General features: G+C 46.2%; 19 protein-coding genes and 1 other RNA gene. 4 read left to right on the top strand and 16 right to left on the bottom strand.

Annotated features, from left to right (window positions below; translation table 11 throughout):
- Positions 1 to 12: 12 nt before the first annotated feature.
- The 14 genes from ftsA to rsmI form a co-directional block, all read right to left on the bottom strand.
- Complete coding sequence (ftsA, locus tag ONE56_RS02035; RefSeq protein ID WP_041156928.1) at positions 13 to 1,287, bottom strand: cell division protein FtsA; 1,275 nt, start codon at positions 1,285 to 1,287, stop codon at positions 13 to 15.
- A complete protein-coding gene (locus ONE56_RS02030) occupies positions 1,280 to 2,065 on the bottom strand; it encodes a cell division protein FtsQ/DivIB (protein ID WP_041157009.1) in 786 nt (261 codons plus the stop codon). Before ONE56_RS02030 ends, ftsA begins: the two co-directional genes overlap by 8 nt.
- 187 nt (positions 2,066 to 2,252) lie before the next feature.
- Entirely contained in the window at positions 2,253 to 3,710 is a 1,458-nt protein-coding gene (gene murC / locus ONE56_RS02025) for a UDP-N-acetylmuramate--L-alanine ligase (RefSeq protein WP_423840171.1), read from the bottom strand.
- A gap of 84 nt (positions 3,711 to 3,794) precedes the next feature.
- Entirely contained in the window at positions 3,795 to 4,835 is a 1,041-nt protein-coding gene (murG, locus tag ONE56_RS02020) for an undecaprenyldiphospho-muramoylpentapeptide beta-N-acetylglucosaminyltransferase (protein ID WP_423840484.1), read from the bottom strand.
- 7 nt (positions 4,836 to 4,842) lie between these two features.
- Positions 4,843 to 6,054 (bottom strand): cell division protein FtsW, encoded by a 1,212-nt coding sequence (ftsW, locus tag ONE56_RS02015; protein ID WP_041156926.1) that lies wholly within the window; start codon positions 6,052 to 6,054, stop codon positions 4,843 to 4,845.
- Between the two features lie 18 nt (positions 6,055 to 6,072).
- On the bottom strand, positions 6,073 to 7,386 hold the full coding sequence (gene murD, locus ONE56_RS02010; protein ID WP_331438102.1) for a UDP-N-acetylmuramoyl-L-alanine--D-glutamate ligase: 1,314 nt from the start codon (positions 7,384 to 7,386) through the stop codon (positions 6,073 to 6,075).
- Positions 7,387 to 7,425: 39 nt separating this feature from the next.
- Entirely contained in the window at positions 7,426 to 8,508 is a 1,083-nt protein-coding gene (mraY, locus tag ONE56_RS02005; protein ID WP_041156924.1) for a phospho-N-acetylmuramoyl-pentapeptide-transferase, read from the bottom strand.
- Positions 8,508 to 9,872 (bottom strand): UDP-N-acetylmuramoyl-tripeptide--D-alanyl-D-alanine ligase, encoded by a 1,365-nt coding sequence (locus ONE56_RS02000; RefSeq protein WP_331438103.1) that lies wholly within the window; start codon positions 9,870 to 9,872, stop codon positions 8,508 to 8,510. Before ONE56_RS02000 ends, mraY begins: the two co-directional genes overlap by 1 nt.
- Before the next feature lie 2 nt (positions 9,873 to 9,874).
- Entirely contained in the window at positions 9,875 to 11,350 is a 1,476-nt protein-coding gene (gene murE, locus ONE56_RS01995; protein WP_423840170.1) for a UDP-N-acetylmuramoyl-L-alanyl-D-glutamate--2,6-diaminopimelate ligase, read from the bottom strand.
- Positions 11,351 to 11,408: 58 nt separating this feature from the next.
- A complete protein-coding gene (locus tag ONE56_RS01990) occupies positions 11,409 to 13,196 on the bottom strand; it encodes a penicillin-binding transpeptidase domain-containing protein (RefSeq protein ID WP_331438105.1) in 1,788 nt (595 codons plus the stop codon).
- Positions 13,193 to 13,510 carry a cell division protein FtsL gene (gene ftsL, locus ONE56_RS01985; protein ID WP_331438106.1) on the bottom strand — a complete coding sequence of 106 codons (318 nt, stop codon included), beginning with the start codon at positions 13,508 to 13,510 and terminating at the stop codon, positions 13,193 to 13,195. The genes ONE56_RS01990 and ftsL overlap by 4 nt, the downstream gene beginning before the upstream one ends.
- Before the next feature lie 5 nt (positions 13,511 to 13,515).
- On the bottom strand, positions 13,516 to 14,466 hold the full coding sequence (gene rsmH, locus ONE56_RS01980) for a 16S rRNA (cytosine(1402)-N(4))-methyltransferase RsmH (RefSeq protein WP_041156921.1): 951 nt from the start codon (positions 14,464 to 14,466) through the stop codon (positions 13,516 to 13,518).
- 177 nt (positions 14,467 to 14,643) lie between these two features.
- Positions 14,644 to 15,085: RNase P RNA component class A (rnpB, locus tag ONE56_RS01975), an RNA gene on the bottom strand.
- Between the two features lie 134 nt (positions 15,086 to 15,219).
- Positions 15,220 to 16,083: a 16S rRNA (cytidine(1402)-2'-O)-methyltransferase gene (gene rsmI / locus ONE56_RS01970; protein WP_423840169.1), complete on the bottom strand. Its 864-nt coding sequence runs from the start codon at positions 16,081 to 16,083 to the stop codon at positions 15,220 to 15,222.
- Positions 16,084 to 16,151: 68 nt separating this feature from the next.
- On the opposite strand from rsmI, the gene ONE56_RS01965 reads away from it, so the two are divergent.
- From ONE56_RS01965 to ONE56_RS01950, 4 genes are read left to right on the top strand one after another with little or no spacing between them, the layout of a single operon-like run.
- The gene (locus tag ONE56_RS01965; protein ID WP_423840168.1) at positions 16,152 to 17,963 is read left to right on the top strand and encodes a penicillin-binding protein activator; all 1,812 of its coding nucleotides are present in this window, start codon (positions 16,152 to 16,154) and stop codon (positions 17,961 to 17,963) included.
- Positions 17,950 to 18,318 (top strand): YraN family protein, encoded by a 369-nt coding sequence (locus ONE56_RS01960; protein ID WP_423840167.1) that lies wholly within the window; start codon positions 17,950 to 17,952, stop codon positions 18,316 to 18,318. The genes ONE56_RS01965 and ONE56_RS01960 overlap by 14 nt, the downstream gene beginning before the upstream one ends.
- A gap of 3 nt (positions 18,319 to 18,321) precedes the next feature.
- A complete protein-coding gene (locus tag ONE56_RS01955; RefSeq protein ID WP_041156916.1) occupies positions 18,322 to 18,912 on the top strand; it encodes a phosphoheptose isomerase in 591 nt (196 codons plus the stop codon).
- A 20-nt stretch (positions 18,913 to 18,932) separates the two neighbouring features.
- On the top strand, positions 18,933 to 19,577 hold the full coding sequence (locus ONE56_RS01950; RefSeq protein ID WP_041156915.1) for a BON domain-containing protein: 645 nt from the start codon (positions 18,933 to 18,935) through the stop codon (positions 19,575 to 19,577).
- Between the two features lie 111 nt (positions 19,578 to 19,688).
- Here the strand turns inward: ONE56_RS01950 and sspB are convergent, their stop codons facing one another.
- Both sspB and sspA read right to left on the bottom strand, forming a co-directional pair.
- Entirely contained in the window at positions 19,689 to 20,174 is a 486-nt protein-coding gene (gene sspB / locus ONE56_RS01945) for a ClpXP protease specificity-enhancing factor (protein WP_331438109.1), read from the bottom strand.
- Positions 20,175 to 20,187: 13 nt separating this feature from the next.
- Positions 20,188 to 20,823, bottom strand: a complete 636-nt coding sequence (sspA, locus tag ONE56_RS01940; protein WP_041156913.1) for a stringent starvation protein SspA — start codon at positions 20,821 to 20,823, stop codon at positions 20,188 to 20,190.
- Positions 20,824 to 20,895 lie beyond the last annotated feature (72 nt).

Below are 20,895 nucleotides of genomic sequence, written 5' to 3'. Positions count from 1 at the left end.
CTGCAACTCAGGTTAAAACTCTTTTTGTATCCAGTTACGCAATTTATCAAAGAAGCCAGTTACGGATGAACGAGAAGAAGAACGTTTCGGTTCGTTATAATCGCTATCGTCACTAGATTGTATGTCTCTTGCGTAATGAAGTAATCCAACTGCCGTAGAATGGTACGGCTCTTTTACATAGTCAGTTAAGCCGCTGACTTCAAGCGGTTTGCCGACCCTTACTTGATTGCGGAATACGCGTTCCGCACATTCTATCACACCATCCATTTGCGCTGCACCGCCTGTGAGTACAACACCTGCGGCGAGTTGATGCTTAATGCCCTCTTCGCGCAATTTAGCTTGAACGGTATCGATAGTTTGGTTAACCAACCCCATTAGTTCAGAATAACGTGGTTCAATGACTTCTGACAATGTTTGTCGCTGTAGACTCCGCGAAGGACGTCCGCCGACACTTGGTACGTTAACCGTATCATCCTTGCTGACTAGTTCACTCAAAGCGCAGCCATATTTCACTTTTATTTCTTCAGCATCGCTTACTGGCGTGCCAAAAGCAAAGGCAATATCACTGGTTACTGCATTTCCTGCGTACGAAAATACTTCTGTGTGACGAAGCGCACCACCCGTCCAGATAGAAACATCCATCGTGCCGGCGCCAATATCCACCACACAAACTCCGAGCTCTCTTTCATCCTCGGTGATCACGGCATTACTTGCCGCAAGACCGGAAAAAACAAGTTGCTCTACTTTAAGACCACAACGTTCTACGGCCTTAATAATGTTGCGCGCCATATCATTATGGCAGGAAATAAGATGGACACTGACTTCCATTCTTACTCCAGAAAGACCAAGCGGGTTTTTAATCCCTTCTTGGTAGTCGATAGTGAACTCTTGTGGAATCACATGAAGAATTCGTTGCTCATCACCGATTTTGATTGATTTGGCGGTATGGATCGCTCTGTCCATGTCTTCTTGAGACACTTCTTCATCCGATATAGTACCCATGCCTTTTTCAATTCGGCTTGCGATATGTTTACCAGACAACGAGATAAATACCCTGCTGATTTGGCACTCGGCCATTAATTCAGCTTGATCAACTGCGCGTTGTACTGATTTTACCACCGATTCCAAATCATTCACGCCACCCTTATCCATGCCGCGCGAGGGGCTACTACCTGCGCCAATAATATTAATTTGGCCATCCGGTAGAATCTCACCCACTAGAGCTGAAACGGTTGCAGTGCCTATATCGAGACCAACAATAATGTTGTCATCTGCGGCCTTAGTCATTTGTGCTCTCTTTTACCTCTTGTTCAGGAAACCAACCGACCGCGGCCCCTGTATCGTACCTGAGATCGATATAACTGATTCTTTGCGTGTCACTGCCAAGCTTGTTATATAGCGAGAAAAAACGCTCTATACGCTCAAGAAGAGACTCTTTACCTAGCTCTAATCGAATACCGTTATCAAGGATAATTTGCCAAGCTCTTCGCTCATTTAGCACTAGAGAAGATATCGCTAATCCCAATTGCTGAAACCTTGGACTCAAGTCGCGGTAGGTCTTTAAGACTTCCTGACCGCTATCCTTGGGACCATAAAGCTTAACTTTGTCTTCCTCTAACAGTGCAACGTCCCCATCAAAAACGAAACCATTATTATCGATGAGTTCGTTACCATTCCAGATGGCTTCAGGGTAATGCTCTGTCAAAAAAACTTTTATTGTGTCTGGCCATTGTTTTCGGATCGCAGCATGAGCGACCCAAGGTAAGGCTTCAACACTTTGCTGTAATACATCAATGTCCTGCGACATAAATGTACCGATGTGGTCAATTTGGCTGAATGCAGCCTGCACATCGTCAGCTTTGACATACTCCAGTTGTCCCTGGAGTACTATTTTGGAAAGAGGTAACCTTTGGTCATCCCACATCCAACTGATCGCCGAGTACAAAACAGAACTAATTAAGGTCACAACTACAACGAAAAATAGCGCACCCAAGATGGTTTCTTGGCGACCACGGGCATTCCTCTCGGCGCTTGGTCGCTCTTCATTCAGTGCAAGATTAAACAATGTCTTCGTTTCCTGATTTTTGTCCTGAACTTTTGCTGACAAATGCCTCAGCAAAAGTATTGACTTTAACCTTGGGATTATACTGAGCTCTGATAAACTATCAAACACTGAAAGCAATAAATAACAACGTTAATGACGCAAAATCGAGATCTATGTCTTTATCTGTCGTTTGCAATAATGCTCTCTTTTACCCAAGCATCTTATTGATATTCAACTCAAGAGAAGCAAGTTGTTTTGCCACTTTACCAACATCCCCTGCACCCTGAGTCAAAATTAGGTCTCCGTCTTGTATTACGTTTGCCAAAACAGAAGGCAATTGTTCTATTTCTGGCACAAAAATCGGATCGACCTTACCTCGACTGCGAATAGTACGACACAATGCTCGTCCATCAGCTCCAGCAATAGGTTTCTCACCTGCCGCATAAACATCTAACATAATTAACACATCGACTTGCTCAAGTACGTTGGCAAAATCATCATACAAATCGCGCGTTCGACTATAACGATGCGGCTGGAAGATCATCACTAAGCGCTTATCTTGCCATCCACTGCGGGCGGCATTAATCGTCACGCCAACTTCTGTTGGATGATGGCCATAATCGTCCACGAGCATCGCATGACCATTTCCGGTCTCAAATTCACCAAGATGATCAAAACGACGCCCGGTACCTTGCGTACCTGCCATCGCTTTTAAAATTGCGTCATCATCAACGTCATCTTCAGTGGCTACCGCGATAGCGGCAGAGGCATTTAACGCATTATGACGACCAGGTATATTAAGGGTGATCTCTAAGTCATCTCTGCCCTGACGCACAACGGTAAACTTGCCTTGTTGACCGTGCTGACGGTAGTTCTCGATACGTACATCAGCATCGTCTGAAAAACCGTAAGTGATCACTTGACGACTAATGCGTGGAATCAACTCACGAATCACAGGATCATCAATACAAACAATGGCTTGTCCGTAAAAAGGTAAATTATGTAAAAAGTCGATGAAGGTTTGCTTTAATGTCTCGAAATCACCGCCATAGGTATCCATGTGGTCAGCTTCGATGTTGGTGACAATACTTACCATTGGTTGGAGGTGCAGAAATGACGCGTCACTTTCGTCCGCTTCAGCGATCAAAATACGACTGGAACCTAAGCGAGCATTGGTGCCCGCACTTTTGACTAAGCCACCATTCACGAATGTTGGATCTAAACCAGCCTCCGAATATATTTGGGTAACAAGCGCAGTTGTTGTGGTTTTTCCATGTGTACCCGCAACAGCAATACCATGGCGAAAGCGCATCAGCTCGGCTAACATTTCCGCTCTTCGTACGATCGGTACACGCTTATCACGAGCGGCAATGACTTCAGGGTTTTCTTCGTTAATCGCAGTAGAAACAACAACCACACTTGCATTGTCAACATTACTCGCCTGGTGACCAATGAAAATCGTGGCCCCTTTAGATGCTAAGCGCTCAGTAACGAGGTTGTTTGCCAGATCAGATCCGGTAATTTGGTAGCCTTCATTTAGAAGGACTTCGGCAATACCGCTCATCCCAGCGCCACCAATTCCGATAAAATGAATTGATTTCACGCGACGCATCTCTGGCACCATCGCGCGAATCTGAGCTAAGTCTTGTGTGTGTTTAATAGTCATCGATTTCTATTCTCGGTAATTCGTTAACGCTATTGAGTTAAGCTGTGTAGTTTTGCTATATGAGTTAGAGCTGTTTCGTCAGAATTATTTGGTCAGAGTTACAATGGCTTGCGCCACCGTTTTATCTGCATCTAATTTCGCCGCTTGGCGTGCGTGCTGAGCCATTGAAAGCAACGTTTGGCGATCTAACTGCTGGATCTGGGTGGTTAAAGACGCCACGGTCAAATCGGGCTGCTCTATCATTTTGGCAGCACCACACTCAACTAAGTGATCCGCATTGAGCGCCTGTTGACGATCTTTATGCATAAACGGAACAAAAATTGCGCCGACACCAGCCGCTGAGACCTCGGATACCGTCAACGCGCCAGAGCGACATACCAATAGATCAGCCCATGCATAAGCTTCGGCAACATCATCAATAAACTCAGACACTTGTGCATTCGACACATGGTTAGCTTGGTAAGCCGCATTGACTTCATCCGCAGCACCTTTGCCAGCCTGATGACGAATACAATATTGATTACCCAAATTTGCCATCACCTCTGGGAGAGTTTGGTTAAGAACTCGCGCTCCTTGGCTACCGCCCATCACCAAAATCCGAATCGGCCCTTGGCGGTTATTCATTCGCAATTCAGGTGCCTCAAGTTGTGTCACGTCCTCACGGACAGGGTTACCAACGACTTCAGCCGTTGGGAAGGCGCCAGGGAACGCTTGAAACACTTTCTTGGCGATTTTAGACAACCATTGGTTGGTTAGGCCTGCCACTGCATTTTGCTCATGCAATACAACAGGGATGCCGCTTATCCAAGCCGCAATGCCGCCAGGACCACTCACATACCCTCCCATGCCTAACACAGCATCGGGTTGCCAACGCTTCATATGAGTACGAGCCTGCATGATCGCGTTAATAATTTGGAAAGGCGCAGCAAGAAGACGTTTGATTCCTTGCCCTCTTAGACCTTTAACTTTAATGAAGTCGATTTCAATACCATGCTTTGGCACTAAATCGGCTTCCATGCGATCCGCGGTTCCTAACCAACGAATTTCCCAACCTTGTTGCTGTAATTGTTTAGCAACCGCAAGGCCTGGGAACACGTGACCACCGGTACCACCAGCCATCACCATCAAACGTTTATTTTGCTTCTTCATGATTTTGTAGTTCTGATTGTTGTTTCGCATGTTGTTGCTCGCGTTTTAAGCGACATTCATGGTCAATCCGCAGCAACATGGATACTGCGACAGACATAATAATCAGACTGGAACCACCATAACTGATCAGAGGGAGAGTAAGACCTTTAGTTGGAACAATACCCGCAGCGGCACCAACGTTGACTAACGTCTGAAAGGCAAACCAAATACCGATTCCTATAGCTAAGTAGCCGCCAAACACCTCTCCGTCTTCGAAAGCGCGTTTACCGATATACACCGCTTTTAGTACTAAACTGAAAATCAGTATCAACACCAGAACTACACCCACAAAGCCCAGTTCTTCAGCCAATACAGCAAACACAAAGTCAGTATGCGCCTCTGGAAGGTATTCGAGTTTTTGCACCGAGTTGCCTAGACCTTGCCCAAACCACTCGCCGCGGCCAAAGGCCATTAAAGATTGCGTTAACTGATAGCCACTACCGAACGGGTCTTCCCACGGGTCAAGAAATGACGTAACGCGTCGCATACGGTAAGGTTCAACCAAAATCAAACCGACAACGGCGCCAATGCCAGCGACCATAAGCGCTAAAAACTGGGTGAGCTTGGCGCCCGCAATAAACAGCATACCAAACAGGGTCACCAACATAACGACCACCGTACCTAAGTCAGGCTGACCAAGCAGAAGAACCGCATAAAAGGCAAAAACCATAATAGGTTTCATAAAGCCGCCAAAAAAGGTTTCGCGTACCTCGTCTTGCTTTCTTACCAGATAACCAGACATAAAGATAAACAGCGAAAGCTTTGCAACCTCGGCAGGTTGGAGGTTAAAAAGACCGAGTGGAATCCAACGAGATGCACCGTTGACCGATTTACCCGCGACAAGCACCACAATAAGCAGAATAAACGAGATCCAAAGTAAATAATGGCTTCTTTTAAACCATTCATTCAAAGGGATCTGAAGAATAACCACGGATGCCCCTATCGCTAGCACCAAAAACGAAGCATGACGGAACATAAAGTGGAAGGGATCATCCGTCAGCCGAGAACTGATAGGAAACGATGCCGACGTCACCATGACTAGACCGGTCAACATCAAACCCAGTGCAATCCACACCAATTGACGATCAAACAGAGCCTCTGGCGCGGGATGAGTGAGCCAATTGCCAATACTGCGTTTAATGTTCCCTAAAACCACGGAATGCGTAACCTATAATTATGCGTATTGTTGAGCAAGAGCAGCGAAAGCATCACCTCTTGCCATGAAGTTGTCGAATTGATCAAAGCTAGCACATGCAGGCGACAGCATCACCATATCTCCCGACTTTAGCTTCGGAGCGATATGATGAATAACGTCTTCCATTCGTTCAAAACGTAAAGCAGAGTCGTGCAATGTCATAAAGTCATCCCCATCCTGACCAAAACAGCATAGTTGTAGGTCTAAGGTTGAAAATACTGGCTTCAAAGGGGAGAAATCTGCGCCTTTGCCTACGCCACCGACTAAAAGGAAAAGTTTCCCCGTCGACTCGAGCCCTGACAGTGCAGCCATTGTGCTTGCGATATTGGTGGCTTTAGAGTCATTGACCCATTTAACTCCCTGATTATCAGCAACCACCTGACACCGATGTGTCAGTCCTGTGTAATTTTTCAGTGCACTCAACGCGTCGTGATAATCGATGCCAGCCGCTTTCAGTAAGGCCAATACCACCAAAGCATTCAATAAGTTGTGCTTACCGACTAGCTTAAGCTCATCACTTGCTACAATCCTTTGACCATGGTCAAGCAACCACGTTCTATTGCCATCGACTTCTAAACCATAAGCATGATTATCCGCGCCAAAAGTCTGTGTGGGGATATTTCCCTCTGGATATGTCGCCAGATCGTCACGATTAACGACAGCAAGTTCAGCGTGTTGGAAGATACGCAATTTAGCTTTGCGATAGTCAGCCATATCGTCATAGCGATCCATATGGTCTTCAGACAGGTTAAGAAACGCGGCCGCTTTCAATTTAAGGCTTGATGTCGTCTCCAACTGGAAACTTGATAGTTCCAGTACATACAAATCCGCTTCTTGTTCCAGCAAATCCAACGCAGGCACGCCAATATTACCTCCGACAGCGACTTGTAAACCCGCCGCTTTTGCCATCACTCCGGTCAAATCGGTAACGGTGCTCTTGCCATTTGAGCCCGTAATTGCCACCACGGGTTTGTTAACCGCCCATGCGAACAGTTCGATGTCACCGATAACTGGCGTTCCACGACGTTGAACACCTTGAATTTCTGGCGTTGAGAGTGCGATTCCTGGGTTAGTTACTACAAGATCAGCGCGTTCTAACCAACCTATATTCCAGCCACCGCTGTGTAATTCGACACCTTCTGGGAGGCGGTCTGCCCCGGGAGGTGTCGGTCTAGTATCAATCACCTTAACCACAAGGTGTGGTTGATTTTTGATGAGATGCTTAACGACAGAGAGCCCGGTAATACCGAGCCCTACAACGACGACCTGATGTATGTTTTGCCAACGTTCCATATATGATCACACTGTATATCTGGTCTGAAAAACGGAAACTTAACGCACTTTCAAAGTGGCTAGACCAATCAGAACAAGAACCATAGAAATAATCCAGAAACGCACGATAACGCGAGGTTCTGGCCAACCTTTTAATTCGTAGTGATGGTGAATCGGAGCCATGCGGAAAATACGCTGACCACGAAGCTTGTATGAGCCAACTTGCAGAATAACGGACAGTGTTTCCATGACGAATACCCCCCCCATAATAACCAGTACGAACTCTTGACGGACCAATACTGCAATGGTGCCCAGTGCTCCGCCTAAAGCCAGAGAGCCCACATCGCCCATAAAGACTTGTGCTGGATAGGTGTTAAACCATAAAAAGCCAAGGCCAGCTCCGACAATCGCGGTACAGACCACGACCAACTCAGAAGCATGAGGTAGGTATGGGATATGTAAGTATTCAGAAAAGTTAACGTTACCGGTTGCCCAGGCAATCACAGCAAAGCCAGCCGCGACCAAAACCGTCGGCATTATCGCTAGCCCATCCAAACCGTCGGTCAGGTTGACAGCATTACTGGTGCCAACAATGACAAAGTAGGTAAAGATGATGTACAACATGCCCATCTGAGGCATGATATCTTTGAAAAATGGCACCACCAGTTGCGTCGCAGCGGTATCTTTACCATGCGCATACAGGGCAAATGCCACCACAAAAGCGATCAATGATTGCCAAAAATATTTCCAGCGAGCCACCAAACCATCGGTATTTTTACGCACTACTTTGCGGTAATCGTCAACAAACCCCACCGTACCATATCCAAGCAACACCGTAAGCACGGCCCAAACGTAAGGATTGGATAAGTCGGTCCAGAGCAAAATCGTAATGGAGATCGCCGCCAAAATCATGATACCGCCCATTGTCGGCGTACCACGTTTACTAAAATGGGATTCAGGACCTTCGTTACGCACCACCTGACCAATTTGCAGCATCTGCAATCGTCTGATCATAATCGGTCCCATCCAGAGTGAGAGACCTAACGCGGTAAGAACGCTTAAAATTGCTCGAAAAGACAAGTATTCAAACAAACGGAAAAAAGACAGGTATGGCTGAAGCAGCTCGGCAAGCCAAATAATCATTAAAAATACTCCTTCAAAGCAGCAGCGACGTCAAACATACGAGCACCGTTCGCTCCTTTTACCAAAATAGTGTGGTGTTCAGGAACGGCTTGGTCTAGATGCTGCTTGATGTAGTCAATCATCTCTTGATGCGTCTCAAAGTGGATACCGTTACAAAGATCACTGATCACCTTTGCATCTGTACCATATGTGAGAACATATTCAAATTTTTGTGGGGCAGCATGTTCTCCGACTTGGCGGTGAAGTGCAAGACTTTCATCTCCCAATTCCGCCATATTCCCTAAAATCAGCCAACGCTGACCTTTGAACGAGGCTAATAAGTCTACCGCGGCTAACATGGCTGGCACACTGGCATTGTAACTGTCATCGATCAATTTGATGTTCGCGCTCAGTTGCTCAACCTCAACACGACCTTTGACCTTATTTAAGTGCTTTAATCCTATTTGAATTTCTTCGATCGTCGCTCCCATGTGCAACGCAATGATCGATGCCGCAATCGCGTTGGCAACATTGTGTTGACCAATGATCCCTAACGAGAGTTCAATTTGTTGTCCATCGTGCGAGCGATGTAAAGTAAAGCTCGCTTCACCTTCACTATTCAGGGAGATATCCGATGCGAAAAAATCTGCGCGTGAATCGCAAGATGAAAAGGTGATGACGGTTTTATCCGCTAATACTGCTTGCCATTGCTCTTCGCCTTGGCTATCCAGATTAACAATCGCGACACCATTCTTGTTCAGCCCTTGGTAAATTTCGCCTTTTGCTTGTTTGACGCCATCAATCGAGCCAAAACCTTCTAAATGCGCAGCAGCAACATTGTTCACCAAAGCAATGTCGGGCTTAACTAACCGGGTCGTGTACCCAATTTCTCCGATATGGTTAGCTCCTAGCTCAATGACAGCATAATCGTCTGACGGTTGAGATCGTAATAACGTTAGAGGAACGCCAATATCGTTATTGAAGTTACCCGCAGTAAAGAGCACCTTGCCTTTTTGCTGGAGAATACCCGCAACCATCTCTTTTACTGTCGTTTTACCGCAGCTACCTGTAATCGCGACAGTTGGGGTCGAGCAACACTGATGAACCCAAGCGGCCAGTTCACCCAACGCCGCTTTGCTATCTGCAACAATGACTTGTGGTACGTCCACATCCAAAGGTTTTTGCACGAGCAAAGCCCCTGCACCTGCATCAACGGCTTGCTGGCAGAAGTCGTGCGCATCAAAGCGTTCGCCAACCAAAGCGATAAATAGTGAGTTTGCCTCGATGGCACGAGTATCCGTTGACACACTCTCGATGGTCTTATCTTCTCCCACCAAATCACCATTGGTGATATCAGCAATTTGAGACAACGTTACTTTGATCATAATTAAAGTCCTAATAGCTGTATCGCAGATTCACGGTCCGAGTAATGAATGGTTTCCCCATTACGTATCTGGTAATCTTCATGACCTTTGCCAGCGATTAAAATGATGTCGTGCTCAGAGGCCTGCTCCAGTGCAAAAGAAAGTGCAGAAAAACGGTCATGCTGAACCATGGCATCGGAAGGTTTAGACAAGCCCGCCAACATATCTTCGACGATAAGCTCAGGGTCTTCACTACGAGGGTTGTCGTCAGTTAAGACCACTTTATCCCCTAAGCGCTCAGCAACTTCCGCCATCATCGGGCGTTTACCAGCATCTCGATCGCCACCACAGCCCAAAATTGCCCATAACTGCCCTTGGCAGTGCACGCGCAGAGCTTGCAACGCTTTTTCTAATGCATCAGGCGTATGTGCGTAATCGACCACAACCTTCGCCTTCGCTGGCGTTTGAAACAGCTCCATTCGGCCTAAAACAGGTTGCAACTGACCCGCAGTGTTTAACAGCGCTTGCTTGTCAACGCCCAGACTCAGTAACGTCGCAAGCGCCAGCATCAAGTTTGTCGCATTAAACTCACCAATCAATGGCGCGTGAAAATGCCCAGCGCCATACTTACCATCAAAATCGATGGTAATGCCTGACTCTGCATACGTGACGTGATTTGCCCAAAGCGCATTGTCTAGGCTTGGGCTTGGTGTTAACGATACTGCAATGGCATTGGGAAGCACCTTTAACCAACATGCACCGACTTTATCGTCCGCATTGATGATTGCCTTCTTGCAGTCGTGCAAGGTAAACAACGCAAGTTTTGCATTGGCATATTCTTCCATCGTGCCATGATAATCGAGATGATCACGGCTCAAGTTAGTAAATACGCCAGCAGAAAATGACAAGGCTTTAACTCGACCTTGCGTCAGGCCGTGAGAAGACACTTCCAGTGCAGTGTACAAGGCATTTTTCTCAGCTAATGATGCTAGGGTTTGTTGAATTTCAACCGCATTACCAGTGGTATTTGCTGCTTGTTGCAGATCGTTTAAAAAGCCGTTGCCTGTTGTGCCCATGACGGCAGCTTTGGATCCAACCAACTCTAGCCACTGAGCGATCAGTTGTGTGATGGTTGTTTTTCCATTCGTCCCGGTTACGCCAATTAACTTCATGTCGGGATAGGTGTACAGCATCCCTGCAATTTCAGACAATTGTTGGTCTAATGCATGGATATAGACAACCGGAATATCATTCACAATCTCTAACGTGCCGTGAGGTTTATTATCACAGGCTTGGGCTATCACTGCGTTGGCGCCTTGTTTGATGGCAGTAGATATGAACTGACGCCCATCCACAACGTGACCAATAATCGCGACGAACGTTGTACCACGCTTCACTCTTCGACTATCGAGTTCCAGTTCAGAGACAAAAACGGACGACAAACTTGGGCAATCAACCCAGCGTGAAAGCAACGTGTCTATACTGATGGCTTTAGTCATAATTGTTCTCCGAGCAACTGCTCAGGTTTTCTTTATTTGGTTATTAGTAGGCTGAAACCTACTCCTGAAATTTGTTTTCATCTGGTGCGATATTCAGTATTTGCAGCGCGCCTTTCATGATCTCAGAAAAAACGGGAGAGGCGACCGAGCCACCGTAATAATCATCACCTTGTGGTTCGTTAACAATCACAACCAGCGCGATTTTCGGATCGCTTATCGGGGCCAAGCCAGCAGTGTAGGTAATGTATTCATCACTGTATCCCCCCGCAGAAGCTTTTCTCGATGTCCCCGTTTTTGCACCAAGGCGATAACCAGGCACCGCAGCTCGCCGAGCAGAACCACCTTTCTGGGTTACGGTTTCTAACATATCTAATACTTGGCGAGCATACTTGGCACTGACGACTTGACGAGACACATCATGATCATTGCTTTTAATGATATGAATAGGCTCATACTTGCCTAAGTTACCTAGTGTGGCATACGCATGTGCGAGCTGAATCGGCGTAATAGAAAGTCCGTAACCAAACGCAATGGTTGCTCGCTCTATTGGCGACCAACGGCTGCGGCTTGGGAAAATACCCGTCACTTCCCCCACGAGATTCAAACCAGAGAGCTCACCAAATCCAACTGAACTGTACAGCCCCAACAACGCCTCCACTGGCATCTGCATCGCCAATTTCGTCACACCAACGTTACTCGATTTTTTCAAGATCATCGATAGACTCGCTTTGCCGACTGGTGATACGTCTTTCACTCGGCTACCACCCAATCTAAGAACACCATTTCCGGTATCGACGATGGTGTCTTTGGTGGCGACGCCATTTTCTAACGCCGCCAAAATAACGAAAGGCTTGATCGTGGAACCAGGTTCCATAGAGTCCGTAATCACGCGGTTACGCATCTTATAACTCTGCCAATCACTGCGGTTATTTGGGTTGTAAGACGGCGCATTTACCATCGCTAAAACCGCGCCCGTTTTCACATCAACAATGACCACAGATCCCGATGTTGCTCGGTGATCCGCAACGGCCTGTTTGATGGCACGATAAGCAATCGCCTGTATTCGTTGGTCGATGGTTAAGGTCAGGGATTTACCTTCTTGTTTGTCTTGCCAGGCAATGTTCTCTACCACTCGACCATAACGGTCTTTTCGGATGGTTTTCTTACCTTCCTGCCCCGTCAGCCACTCGTCATAGCTGCGCTCAACGCCTTCGAGACCATGACCATCAATACCTGTAACACCAACCAAATGAGCGCTTACTTCACCCGTTGGATAGTAGCGGCGAGATTCAGATTTCAAGCCGATACCAGGCAACTTTAACTCGCGAATATAATTCGCCATTGCAGGGCTAACTTGACGTTGCAAATAGATAAAACGACGCTTTTCGTTGCGTTTGATTTTATTGATAAGCCCTTGACGGTCGACACCAAGAACATCCGCCAGTGCGTACCAGCGTTGGGTTTGACTTAAGGCATCATTTTTAAAAATCGTGGCAGGATCGGCCCAAACAGCCTCAACAGGAACACTGACAGCAAGCGGTTCACCATTACGGTCAGAAATAATGCCTCGCGCGGAAGGAATCGATTTTACCCGTACTGAGCGTAGGTCGCCTTGCTTAATGAGGTTATCGGGTTCGATAATTTGAATATACGCGACGCGCGCGACCAAAAGACCGAACGCAAGTAAAACAAACAACAACAGCAGGTGAAAACGCCAGCGAATCAAAAAAGGTTCAGCAGCCTCTTTTGCTTTCACCACGTTACTCGAGGTTTTCGCTTCCGCTTTTTTTTTCACCGTAGGTTTACGCTTATTTCCTTGTTTAGCGTTGGTTTTCTTTCTAATCATTTTAGTGTGATAACCACTTCTTTATCGCCATCAGGCCGTTTCATATCAAGTTCTGTTTTTGCAAGGTCTTGAACTCGGCTGTGCTCAGCCAAGGCCGTTTCTTCTAACATCAGGTTGCGCCATTCACTATCGAGTCTCTCACGCTCGACCAATGTATGGTCTTTTTCCGTGATTTCTTGGCGAACGTTATGAGTCGCAAACACCACGCCCATTGCTGACGCCAAAATTAATATCAGCAATAGTAATGGCCAACGACCAACGGTGATTAAGTCCCTTGCGATCAATTTAGCAAGGTTAGGTGTGGCTTTCGTCATAATAATTAAAGCTTTTCTGCAATTCTTAACACTGAGCTGCGAGAACGAGGGTTAATGTCAATTTCTTGTTTACTTGGCTTTATCGCTTTACTGACGGTTTTCATATTCGCACTGCCAAGCTCGTTGATTTGTGCTTCTGTCAGAGGAATGCCGTGCGGAACTTCTGGCCCTTTGCTTTCTTTGCGCATAAAGCGTTTGACCATGCGATCTTCAAGTGAGTGAAAACTGATGACCGATAAACGGCCTTCAGGAGCAAGGATACTTGCCGCGCCTTTTAACGCGGTATCGATCTCTTCAAGCTCACTGTTTATGTAAATGCGAAATGCTTGAAAAGCACGAGTTGCCGGATGTTTTTTCTCTTTAAAGCTTTTTGGTGCAGCATCTGAAATGAGTTTTGCTAGTTGACCCGTTCGTACCAAGGGCTCATTTTCTTCATTATCGCGATATTCAACAATCGCACGTGCGATGCGTCTTGCGTGCTTATCTTCACCAAATTCACGAATCACCCATGTGATGTCATCCAAATCGGCTTCCAACAACCATTGCGATACGGGAATCCCCGTGGTTGGGTCCATACGCATATCCAACGGTCCGTCTTTCATAAAGCTAAAACCACGTTCAGCATCATCCAACTGAGGAGAGGAAACCCCGAGGTCGAGTAAGACACCATCCACTTTACCGTCTAAACCGTATTCTTTCGCGTATTCGGCAATACCTGAAAAGGGGCCATGAATGATGGTAAAACGAGCATCATCTATTTTACCTGCTTCCGCAATCGCTTGGGGATCACGATCAATACTGTAAAGTCGACCATTTTCACCTAGCTTGGATAAGATCGTTCGACTGTGACCGCCTCGGCCAAATGTGCCATCGATGTAAATCCCATCAGGTTTAATGGCTAAGCCATCGATAGATTCATTTAGTAACACGGAAATATGTTGGAAGGTTTCGGTCATAGCGTTCTCGTTGAATGATCTTGGAGCGATTCATTAGTGTACTGATTTCCCACATCATCGCCACCACAAGTCTAAAGTTAGATGTGATTTAATGCTAAGTTTATTGGTAATGACATGGTTTTCGTCAACTAAATGCAAAAAACCCATCATTACTGAAAGTAATGATGGGTCTCGAATAGTTGGAGTCGACACATAAGCCGGGTTCTGTTCCGCTTGCGCGGCGGTAGCCATTCGTCTAGGCCAGCAATCACTCACTGGCTCAAGCAACCTACCCGCCTCCTTACGCGAGCAACGCAATGTGGAGGCCTATTTGGTCTTGCTCCGGGTGGAGTTTACCTTGCAACGAACTATTGCTAGCCGTCCGGTGCGCTCTTACCGCACCCTTTCACCCTTACCTGTGCCCTTTCTCTTACGATAGAGGGTCATCGGCGGTCTTCTCTCTGCTGCACTTGTCGTAGGCTTGCGCCTCCCAGGCGTTACCTGGCACCCTGCTCTACGGAGCCCGGACTTTCCTCCCCTTTACCAGTCTCCCGAAGGACGTCAACGTCAGTCTCCCAAAGGACTTCAACGTCAGTCTCCCGAAGGACAGCAGTAAAGCAGCGACTACCCAGTCAACTCCAACGGCGGATTGTATAGAGTTATCTACTCAGAGTCTAGTACGATCACAGATATGATGAAACAAGTGAAATCAAGTGATGTTTTTTCGCTCGACTACGCTCGAACAGCATGTCAAATATGGACACCAACCCTAAATTAATCTAAGTTCTCCAATCCCCATTTGTAGAGCGCATTTTTCTTCAAATTATGGATTTCTGCAACCAGTGCTGCTGCTTTCTTTAACGGTAACTCTTTGGTCAAGATACCCAGTGTGCGTAACGCGTCATCCGGTAGAGAATCGTCTGCGGTTTCCCGGTGGCCGTGAATCAACAGAACCATTTCACCTCGTTGCTGATTTCCGTCACTTTTCACCCATTCAATCAACTCCCCTAAAGGCATCCCCTGAATCGTTTCAAACGTTTTGGTTAGCTCACGAGCCAACACAACTTCTCTTTCTGGACCAAGAACGTCTAACATATCTTGTAGGGAGTCTAAAATACGATGAGGAGACTCATAAAAGATACACGTGCGCTCTACCGATGAAATTTCCAAGAACTTGTCTTTGCGTCCTTTACTTTTTGGTGGAAGAAAACCTTCGAAACTAAAGCGATCAGACGGCAAACCGGAAGCACTAAGCGCAGTAATCACCGCACAGGCACCTGGAAGAGGAACAACTCTTACGCCCGCTTGACGACATTTTGTCACCAAATGGTATCCTGGATCGCTGATGAGCGGCGTACCAGCGTCGGAAACCAATGCGATAGATTGACCAGACAGCAACTTTTCCACCAAAATCTGTGCTTTTTGTTGCTCGTTATGATCATGCAAAGCAAAAGTTTTGGTTTGAATATTGAAGTGAGACAATAGTTTACCCGTATGTCGGGTATCCTCAGCGGCAATCATGTCCACACTTGACAGAATTTCGATAGCACGTTGAGTGATATCCGCTAAATTTCCGATTGGAGTCGGTACAATAAAGAGAGTTGGCCCCTCATTCGGCAAATTATTTTTATCTGTCATTTGTTTACCATCACTTCAACGATTAATATAAAGACAATTTTGTACAAAATTATAGAGAACTCACGGCAATGATTAACCATAAGAGACTCAGTGTACCACGCATACTCACTCCTGTTGCACTAGCAATTACCCTTGCGGCCTGTTCGTCGGGCCCGAGACAGCCTGATGGCGTCGATGTCACACTTGAGCCCACCCAGTCGGTTCAGAGCTATATTATTCGAGCGGATAGCTCTGAAGGTAGCTTGCAAAATGACTGGTTGATCATGGCAACCAAGGCTGCCATCCAAGCCAACCAGTTTGACGAAGCTGAACTGTTGATTAACCGTCTGGCTCGTCAGCAGTTGTCGGAAGTGCAACAAGCAGAATGGCAGCTCGCGCGTGCAAACATGCAGCAGAAACAGGGCGACTACGCTCAAGTAATACAACTACTTAACTTTCAGCCTTGGTGGAAGCTACCAAGCGATCAGTGGAAAGATTACTACTCTGTTCGTGCAGAAGCTTACCAAAGCCTCAATCAACCGTTTGAAGCCAACCGCGAGTTAGTGATGTTGAGTCAGTATTCTTCATCGGCCGAGAAACGTGACATTTCTAGCCGCATTTGGATGAACTTTGGCAGCTATTCAGAGCAGGAGCTCACCGCTCTGCAAACTGAGCCAAGCGAAGATGTGCTTGACGGATGGTTGCAACTGTCGATTTACACCAAAACCATGTCAGGAAATCTCTCACAGCTAAAAAATACCATTGAGCGCTGGTTACAAGAAAACCCAACACATCCTGCGGCTACCTACACGCCTGAAGAGATCCAGAAGATCTTAACGCTGGAGATCGTCAAACCAAATAACACTGCACTACTCTTGCCGCTAACGGGTAAATTTGCCCCACAAGCTCAACTCATCCGTGACGGATTTATGTTTGCAATGATGAATGATCAGAATCGCGATCCAAGTGCGACCGTAACCGTCATTGACACGCACGCCTATACACCACAACAAATCAAACAACGCCTGATCAGCGAGAATATTGATTTTATTGTGGGTCCACTACAAAAAGAAAATGTAGAAGAATTGCAGACAACCATAGACGGCTCGAGCACAGGTCCTGCTATTCCAGCACTAGCGTTAAACATCCCGGAAGATGTACAACCGGGAACGAACATTTGTTACCTGACCTTGTCACCAGAACAAGAAGTGGCTCAAGCGGCAAAGCATATCTTCAATGAAGGATATAATTTTCCGCTGGTCCTTGCCCCTAAAGGCAGTTATGGTGAACGCGTTCTACAAGCCTTCAAAGAGGAATGGAAAAAACACAGCTCAACGAACGTTGCCAGCCGACTATTTGGCGATACCCGCGAACTGCAACGAGATATCAACGATGTATTCGGCTTGCAAGAAAGCAAACAGCGCATCGCTCAGATGGAATCGTTAACAGGTGTCAAACTCGAAACGCAACCCCGCAGCCGACGAGATGTTGATGCGGTGTATATTGCAGCGAGAAACACAGAGTTAACATTAATCAAACCATTTATCGAAGTTGCAATTAACCCACATGACAAGCCACCGAAACTGTTTTCGAACTCTCGTAGTAACAGTGGTGGAGCGACATACTCTGATCTCAATGGTATTACCTACAGTGACATCCCGCTTTTGATCGAACCTGATCTCACCGTCATCTCAGAAATGAATGAGCTTTGGTCAGATCAATCAAACGTGGCAAAACGTCTTACTGCGCTAGGTATGGATGCATACAAATTGATTGGAGAGCTGCCTCAGATGAAGGTCGTTCCTGGGTTATCCGTTAGAGGCCAGACTGGCGTGTTAAGCATTGATAGTAACTGTGTTGTCCAGAGTGAACTCAGCTGGGCCGAGTATGGGTCTTTTTAGCAAGCGACAAATTGGCAACCAATATGAATCCCTGGCGAAGCAATTCCTGCAGCGCCAGGGTTTACGCTTTCTCGAACAAAATTTTCTGACAAAAGTCGGAGAAATTGACTTAATATTTCAACAAGATGAAACTATCGTGTTTGTTGAAGTCAAATACCGTAACAACGATCGCTATGGTTCCGCCGCTGAAATGGTGACCTATTCCAAAATGCGTAAACTGGTTAAAACCGCGCAAATTTGGTTAAGCAGACAAAAACAGTCGATACACACCATAGACTACCGTTTCGATGTCATCGCCATTCAAAATAATGGTCGAGATATCAACTGGATACAAAACGCAATATCTGAAGGATAATCAATGCTAGAAAGCATTAAAGACAGCTTTAAAGAAAGTATACAAATTCAAATTGCCGCAGCGGAAGCGTTGCCCGATGCGATTACCCACGCTGCTCAAGCGATGGTATCAAGCTTGCTAAACGGCAATAAAATTTTGTGCTGTGGAAATGGTGGCAGTGCGTCAAACGCGCAACAATTTGTTTCTTGCCTGTTAAATCGCTTTGAAACAGAACGCCCTAGCCTTCCAGCCATGGCATTAACAGCAGACAACACAACGCTGACCGCTGTCGCAAACGACTACCACTATCAGGAAATTTTTTCTAAGCAGGTCCGTGCCTTTGGGCAACCTGGCGATATTCTTTTAGCGCTCTCCACCAGTGGTAATAGTAAAAACATCATAAAAGCGATGGAAGCCGCCGTTACCCGAGACATGACTATTATTGCTCTTACAGGTAAAGATGGTGGTGAAATGGCGGGGTTGTTAGGTGAGAATGACGTAGAAATTCGCATTCCATCCCATCGCACGGCACGCATACACGAAGTTCATATGGTCACTCTTCACTGCTTATGTGATCTGATAGACCAAGTCCTTTTCCCTGCTCACGAAGAGTAACCCTGTTGGGAGTAAGAATCATGATACGTAGTCTTTGTATTCTGTTGACCGTACTGAGTTTAAGTGGCTGTGCGGGGATATTTATCGCTGGGGCGGCAACCACTGCTAACATCGTTACAGATACACGCTCGACTAAGCAAATTTGGCAAGATAACAACATTGAGTTTGAAGTAGCAGCAATGGGTAATAAAGACCCATTTCGTGGTCAAGTACGTATTGTCGCTAGCTCTTACAACGGCTCCGTAGTTCTCATGGGGCAAGTCCCGACTCAAGAATTAATTGATGAGCTAGAAGCAAGAGTACGTAAGATCAATGGTGTAAAAACCTTACATAACCAAATAAAACAAAAAGCACCTCTGACGGTAACTCAAATGAGTAATGACAGCTGGATCACAACTAAAATCAAATCGTCCTTACTGACCGACTCCGCATTAAATGGCGTGAAAGTCAAAGTGATAACCGAAGACGGCGAAGTCTTTCTTTTTGGCTATGTAACACCCGCACAGGGCAATCGCGCGACAGAAATCGCTCGCAATGTCTCTGGGGTGAAGCAGGTAATCAAAGGTTTCCAATACGGGGTCGCAGAGCCTGTTAAAGTTGATATCCCAAACGAGGCTGAAACGACTGAGAGTGCAACACTGGAGCGCAATAGCAACGAAAGCTAGCGCCGACCGTCTGGTACAAATAAAAATGGTAACCAATAAAAAAGCAGCGATATCGCTGCTTTTTTTAGTTAACATCAATGCTAGTCGTGCACATCTAATATCAACATCCAATCACTTAATGACTCTTAAGCTCGGTTTACCTTTTGGACGAGACTCGTCAACATCATCGACACTCGACTCAGAGGTGGTCTCAGGCTTTTCGTCACTTACCGTGGTAAAGGTAGGTGCCGGTTCCTCTTCCACCAGCGCTTCGTCTTCGATATTTGTGTAAGCTTCTTCAGGTTCAAACATTGTACCCGCACCATTTTCACGGGCATAAATCGCTTGAACAGCATAAACAGGCACAATTACCGAATGCGGACGACCACTAAAACGGGCATGAAAAGTAATTGCATCATTACCCAACTCTAGATTGCCAACCGCACGTGGCGCGATATTCAAAATAATTTGGCCATCTTGAATGAACTCGGTGGGTACGCGAACACCAGGCATGGTTGCGTCTACAACGAGGTGAGGCGTCAAATCATTGTCCACAAGCCAATCATAAAATGCACGAAGCATGTATGGTCGGCGCGCCGTCATTTTTGCAATATCCATAATGTTTTACAGCTTAACGAACGAGACGCATTTCACGTTCAGCTTCTGTCAAAGAAGCCAAGAATGAATCACGCTCGAATACACGATTCATGTAAATCTTAATTTCTTTTGAACCAGGGCCAACAAGCTCAATACCAAGTTGAGGTAAACGCCACAACAGCGGTGCTAAGTAACAATCAATCAAGCTGAATTCTTCGCTCATAAAGTATTCGTATTCAGCAAAGATTGGGGCAAGAGTTAAAAGGTCATTACGTAGCTTTGTGCGCGCTTTTTCTGATTCTTCTGCATTACCTTTCATCACTTTTTCCGCAAGCGTATACCAATTGCGTTCAATTCGGTACATCATCAAGCGGCTGTTACCACGGGCAACAGGATAAACTGGCATTAGAGGCGGATGAGGGAAACGCTCGTCCAAGTACTCCATGATAATTTTTGAATCGTAAAGAGCAAGCTCACGATCTACAAGGGTTGGCACTGATTTATATGGGTTTAGTTCAACAAGCTCAGCAGGAAGGTTTGCTTCATCAACCAGCTCCACTTCAACACTTACGCCTTTCTCAGCTAGTACAATGCGAACCTGATGGCTATACAAATCTGATGCACTTGAAAAAAGAGTCATCACAGAACGTTTATTGGCAGCGACAGCCATGGAGCCCTCCAGTACACTTACAAATAAAAACAATGGAGGCTAAGCCTCCATTGTAGATCAATTAAAATCGGG

It is taken from the genome of Vibrio mytili, assembly GCF_049563345.1.
Taxonomy (GTDB): Bacteria; Pseudomonadota; Gammaproteobacteria; order Enterobacterales; family Vibrionaceae; genus Vibrio; species Vibrio mytili.
The sequence above is the reverse complement of the archived record's forward strand: the minus strand, read 5'-3'. Positions and strand labels throughout refer to the sequence as shown.

Excerpts from the sequence above, each read along its gene's own strand:
- sspB (WP_331438109.1), bottom strand. The coding sequence starts at position 20,174 with ATGGATATTGCAAAAATGACGGCGCGCCGACCATACATGCTTCGTGCA.
- ftsL (WP_331438106.1), bottom strand. The coding sequence starts at position 13,510 with ATGACGAAAGCCACACCTAACCTTGCTAAATTGATCGCAAGGGACTTA.
- ONE56_RS01955 (WP_041156916.1), top strand. The coding sequence starts at position 18,322 with ATGCTAGAAAGCATTAAAGACAGCTTTAAAGAAAGTATACAAATTCAA.
- ftsA (WP_041156928.1), bottom strand. The coding sequence starts at position 1,287 with ATGACTAAGGCCGCAGATGACAACATTATTGTTGGTCTCGATATAGGC.
- murC (WP_423840171.1), bottom strand. The coding sequence starts at position 3,710 with ATGACTATTAAACACACACAAGACTTAGCTCAGATTCGCGCGATGGTG.
- murE (WP_423840170.1), bottom strand. The coding sequence starts at position 11,350 with ATGACTAAAGCCATCAGTATAGACACGTTGCTTTCACGCTGGGTTGAT.
- ONE56_RS01950 (WP_041156915.1), top strand. The coding sequence starts at position 18,933 with ATGATACGTAGTCTTTGTATTCTGTTGACCGTACTGAGTTTAAGTGGC.
- ONE56_RS02000 (WP_331438103.1), bottom strand. The coding sequence starts at position 9,872 with ATGATCAAAGTAACGTTGTCTCAAATTGCTGATATCACCAATGGTGAT.
- sspA (WP_041156913.1), bottom strand. The coding sequence starts at position 20,823 with ATGGCTGTCGCTGCCAATAAACGTTCTGTGATGACTCTTTTTTCAAGT.
- murG (WP_423840484.1), bottom strand. The coding sequence starts at position 4,835 with ATGGTGATGGCTGGTGGTACCGGTGGTCACGTGTTCCCAGGCCTTGCG.
- rsmI (WP_423840169.1), bottom strand. The coding sequence starts at position 16,083 with ATGACAGATAAAAATAATTTGCCGAATGAGGGGCCAACTCTCTTTATT.
- murD (WP_331438102.1), bottom strand. The coding sequence starts at position 7,386 with ATGGAACGTTGGCAAAACATACATCAGGTCGTCGTTGTAGGGCTCGGT.
- ONE56_RS01960 (WP_423840167.1), top strand. The coding sequence starts at position 17,950 with ATGGGTCTTTTTAGCAAGCGACAAATTGGCAACCAATATGAATCCCTG.
- ONE56_RS01965 (WP_423840168.1), top strand. The coding sequence starts at position 16,152 with ATGATTAACCATAAGAGACTCAGTGTACCACGCATACTCACTCCTGTT.
- mraY (WP_041156924.1), bottom strand. The coding sequence starts at position 8,508 with ATGATTATTTGGCTTGCCGAGCTGCTTCAGCCATACCTGTCTTTTTTC.
- ONE56_RS01990 (WP_331438105.1), bottom strand. The coding sequence starts at position 13,196 with ATGATTAGAAAGAAAACCAACGCTAAACAAGGAAATAAGCGTAAACCT.
- rsmH (WP_041156921.1), bottom strand. The coding sequence starts at position 14,466 with ATGACCGAAACCTTCCAACATATTTCCGTGTTACTAAATGAATCTATC.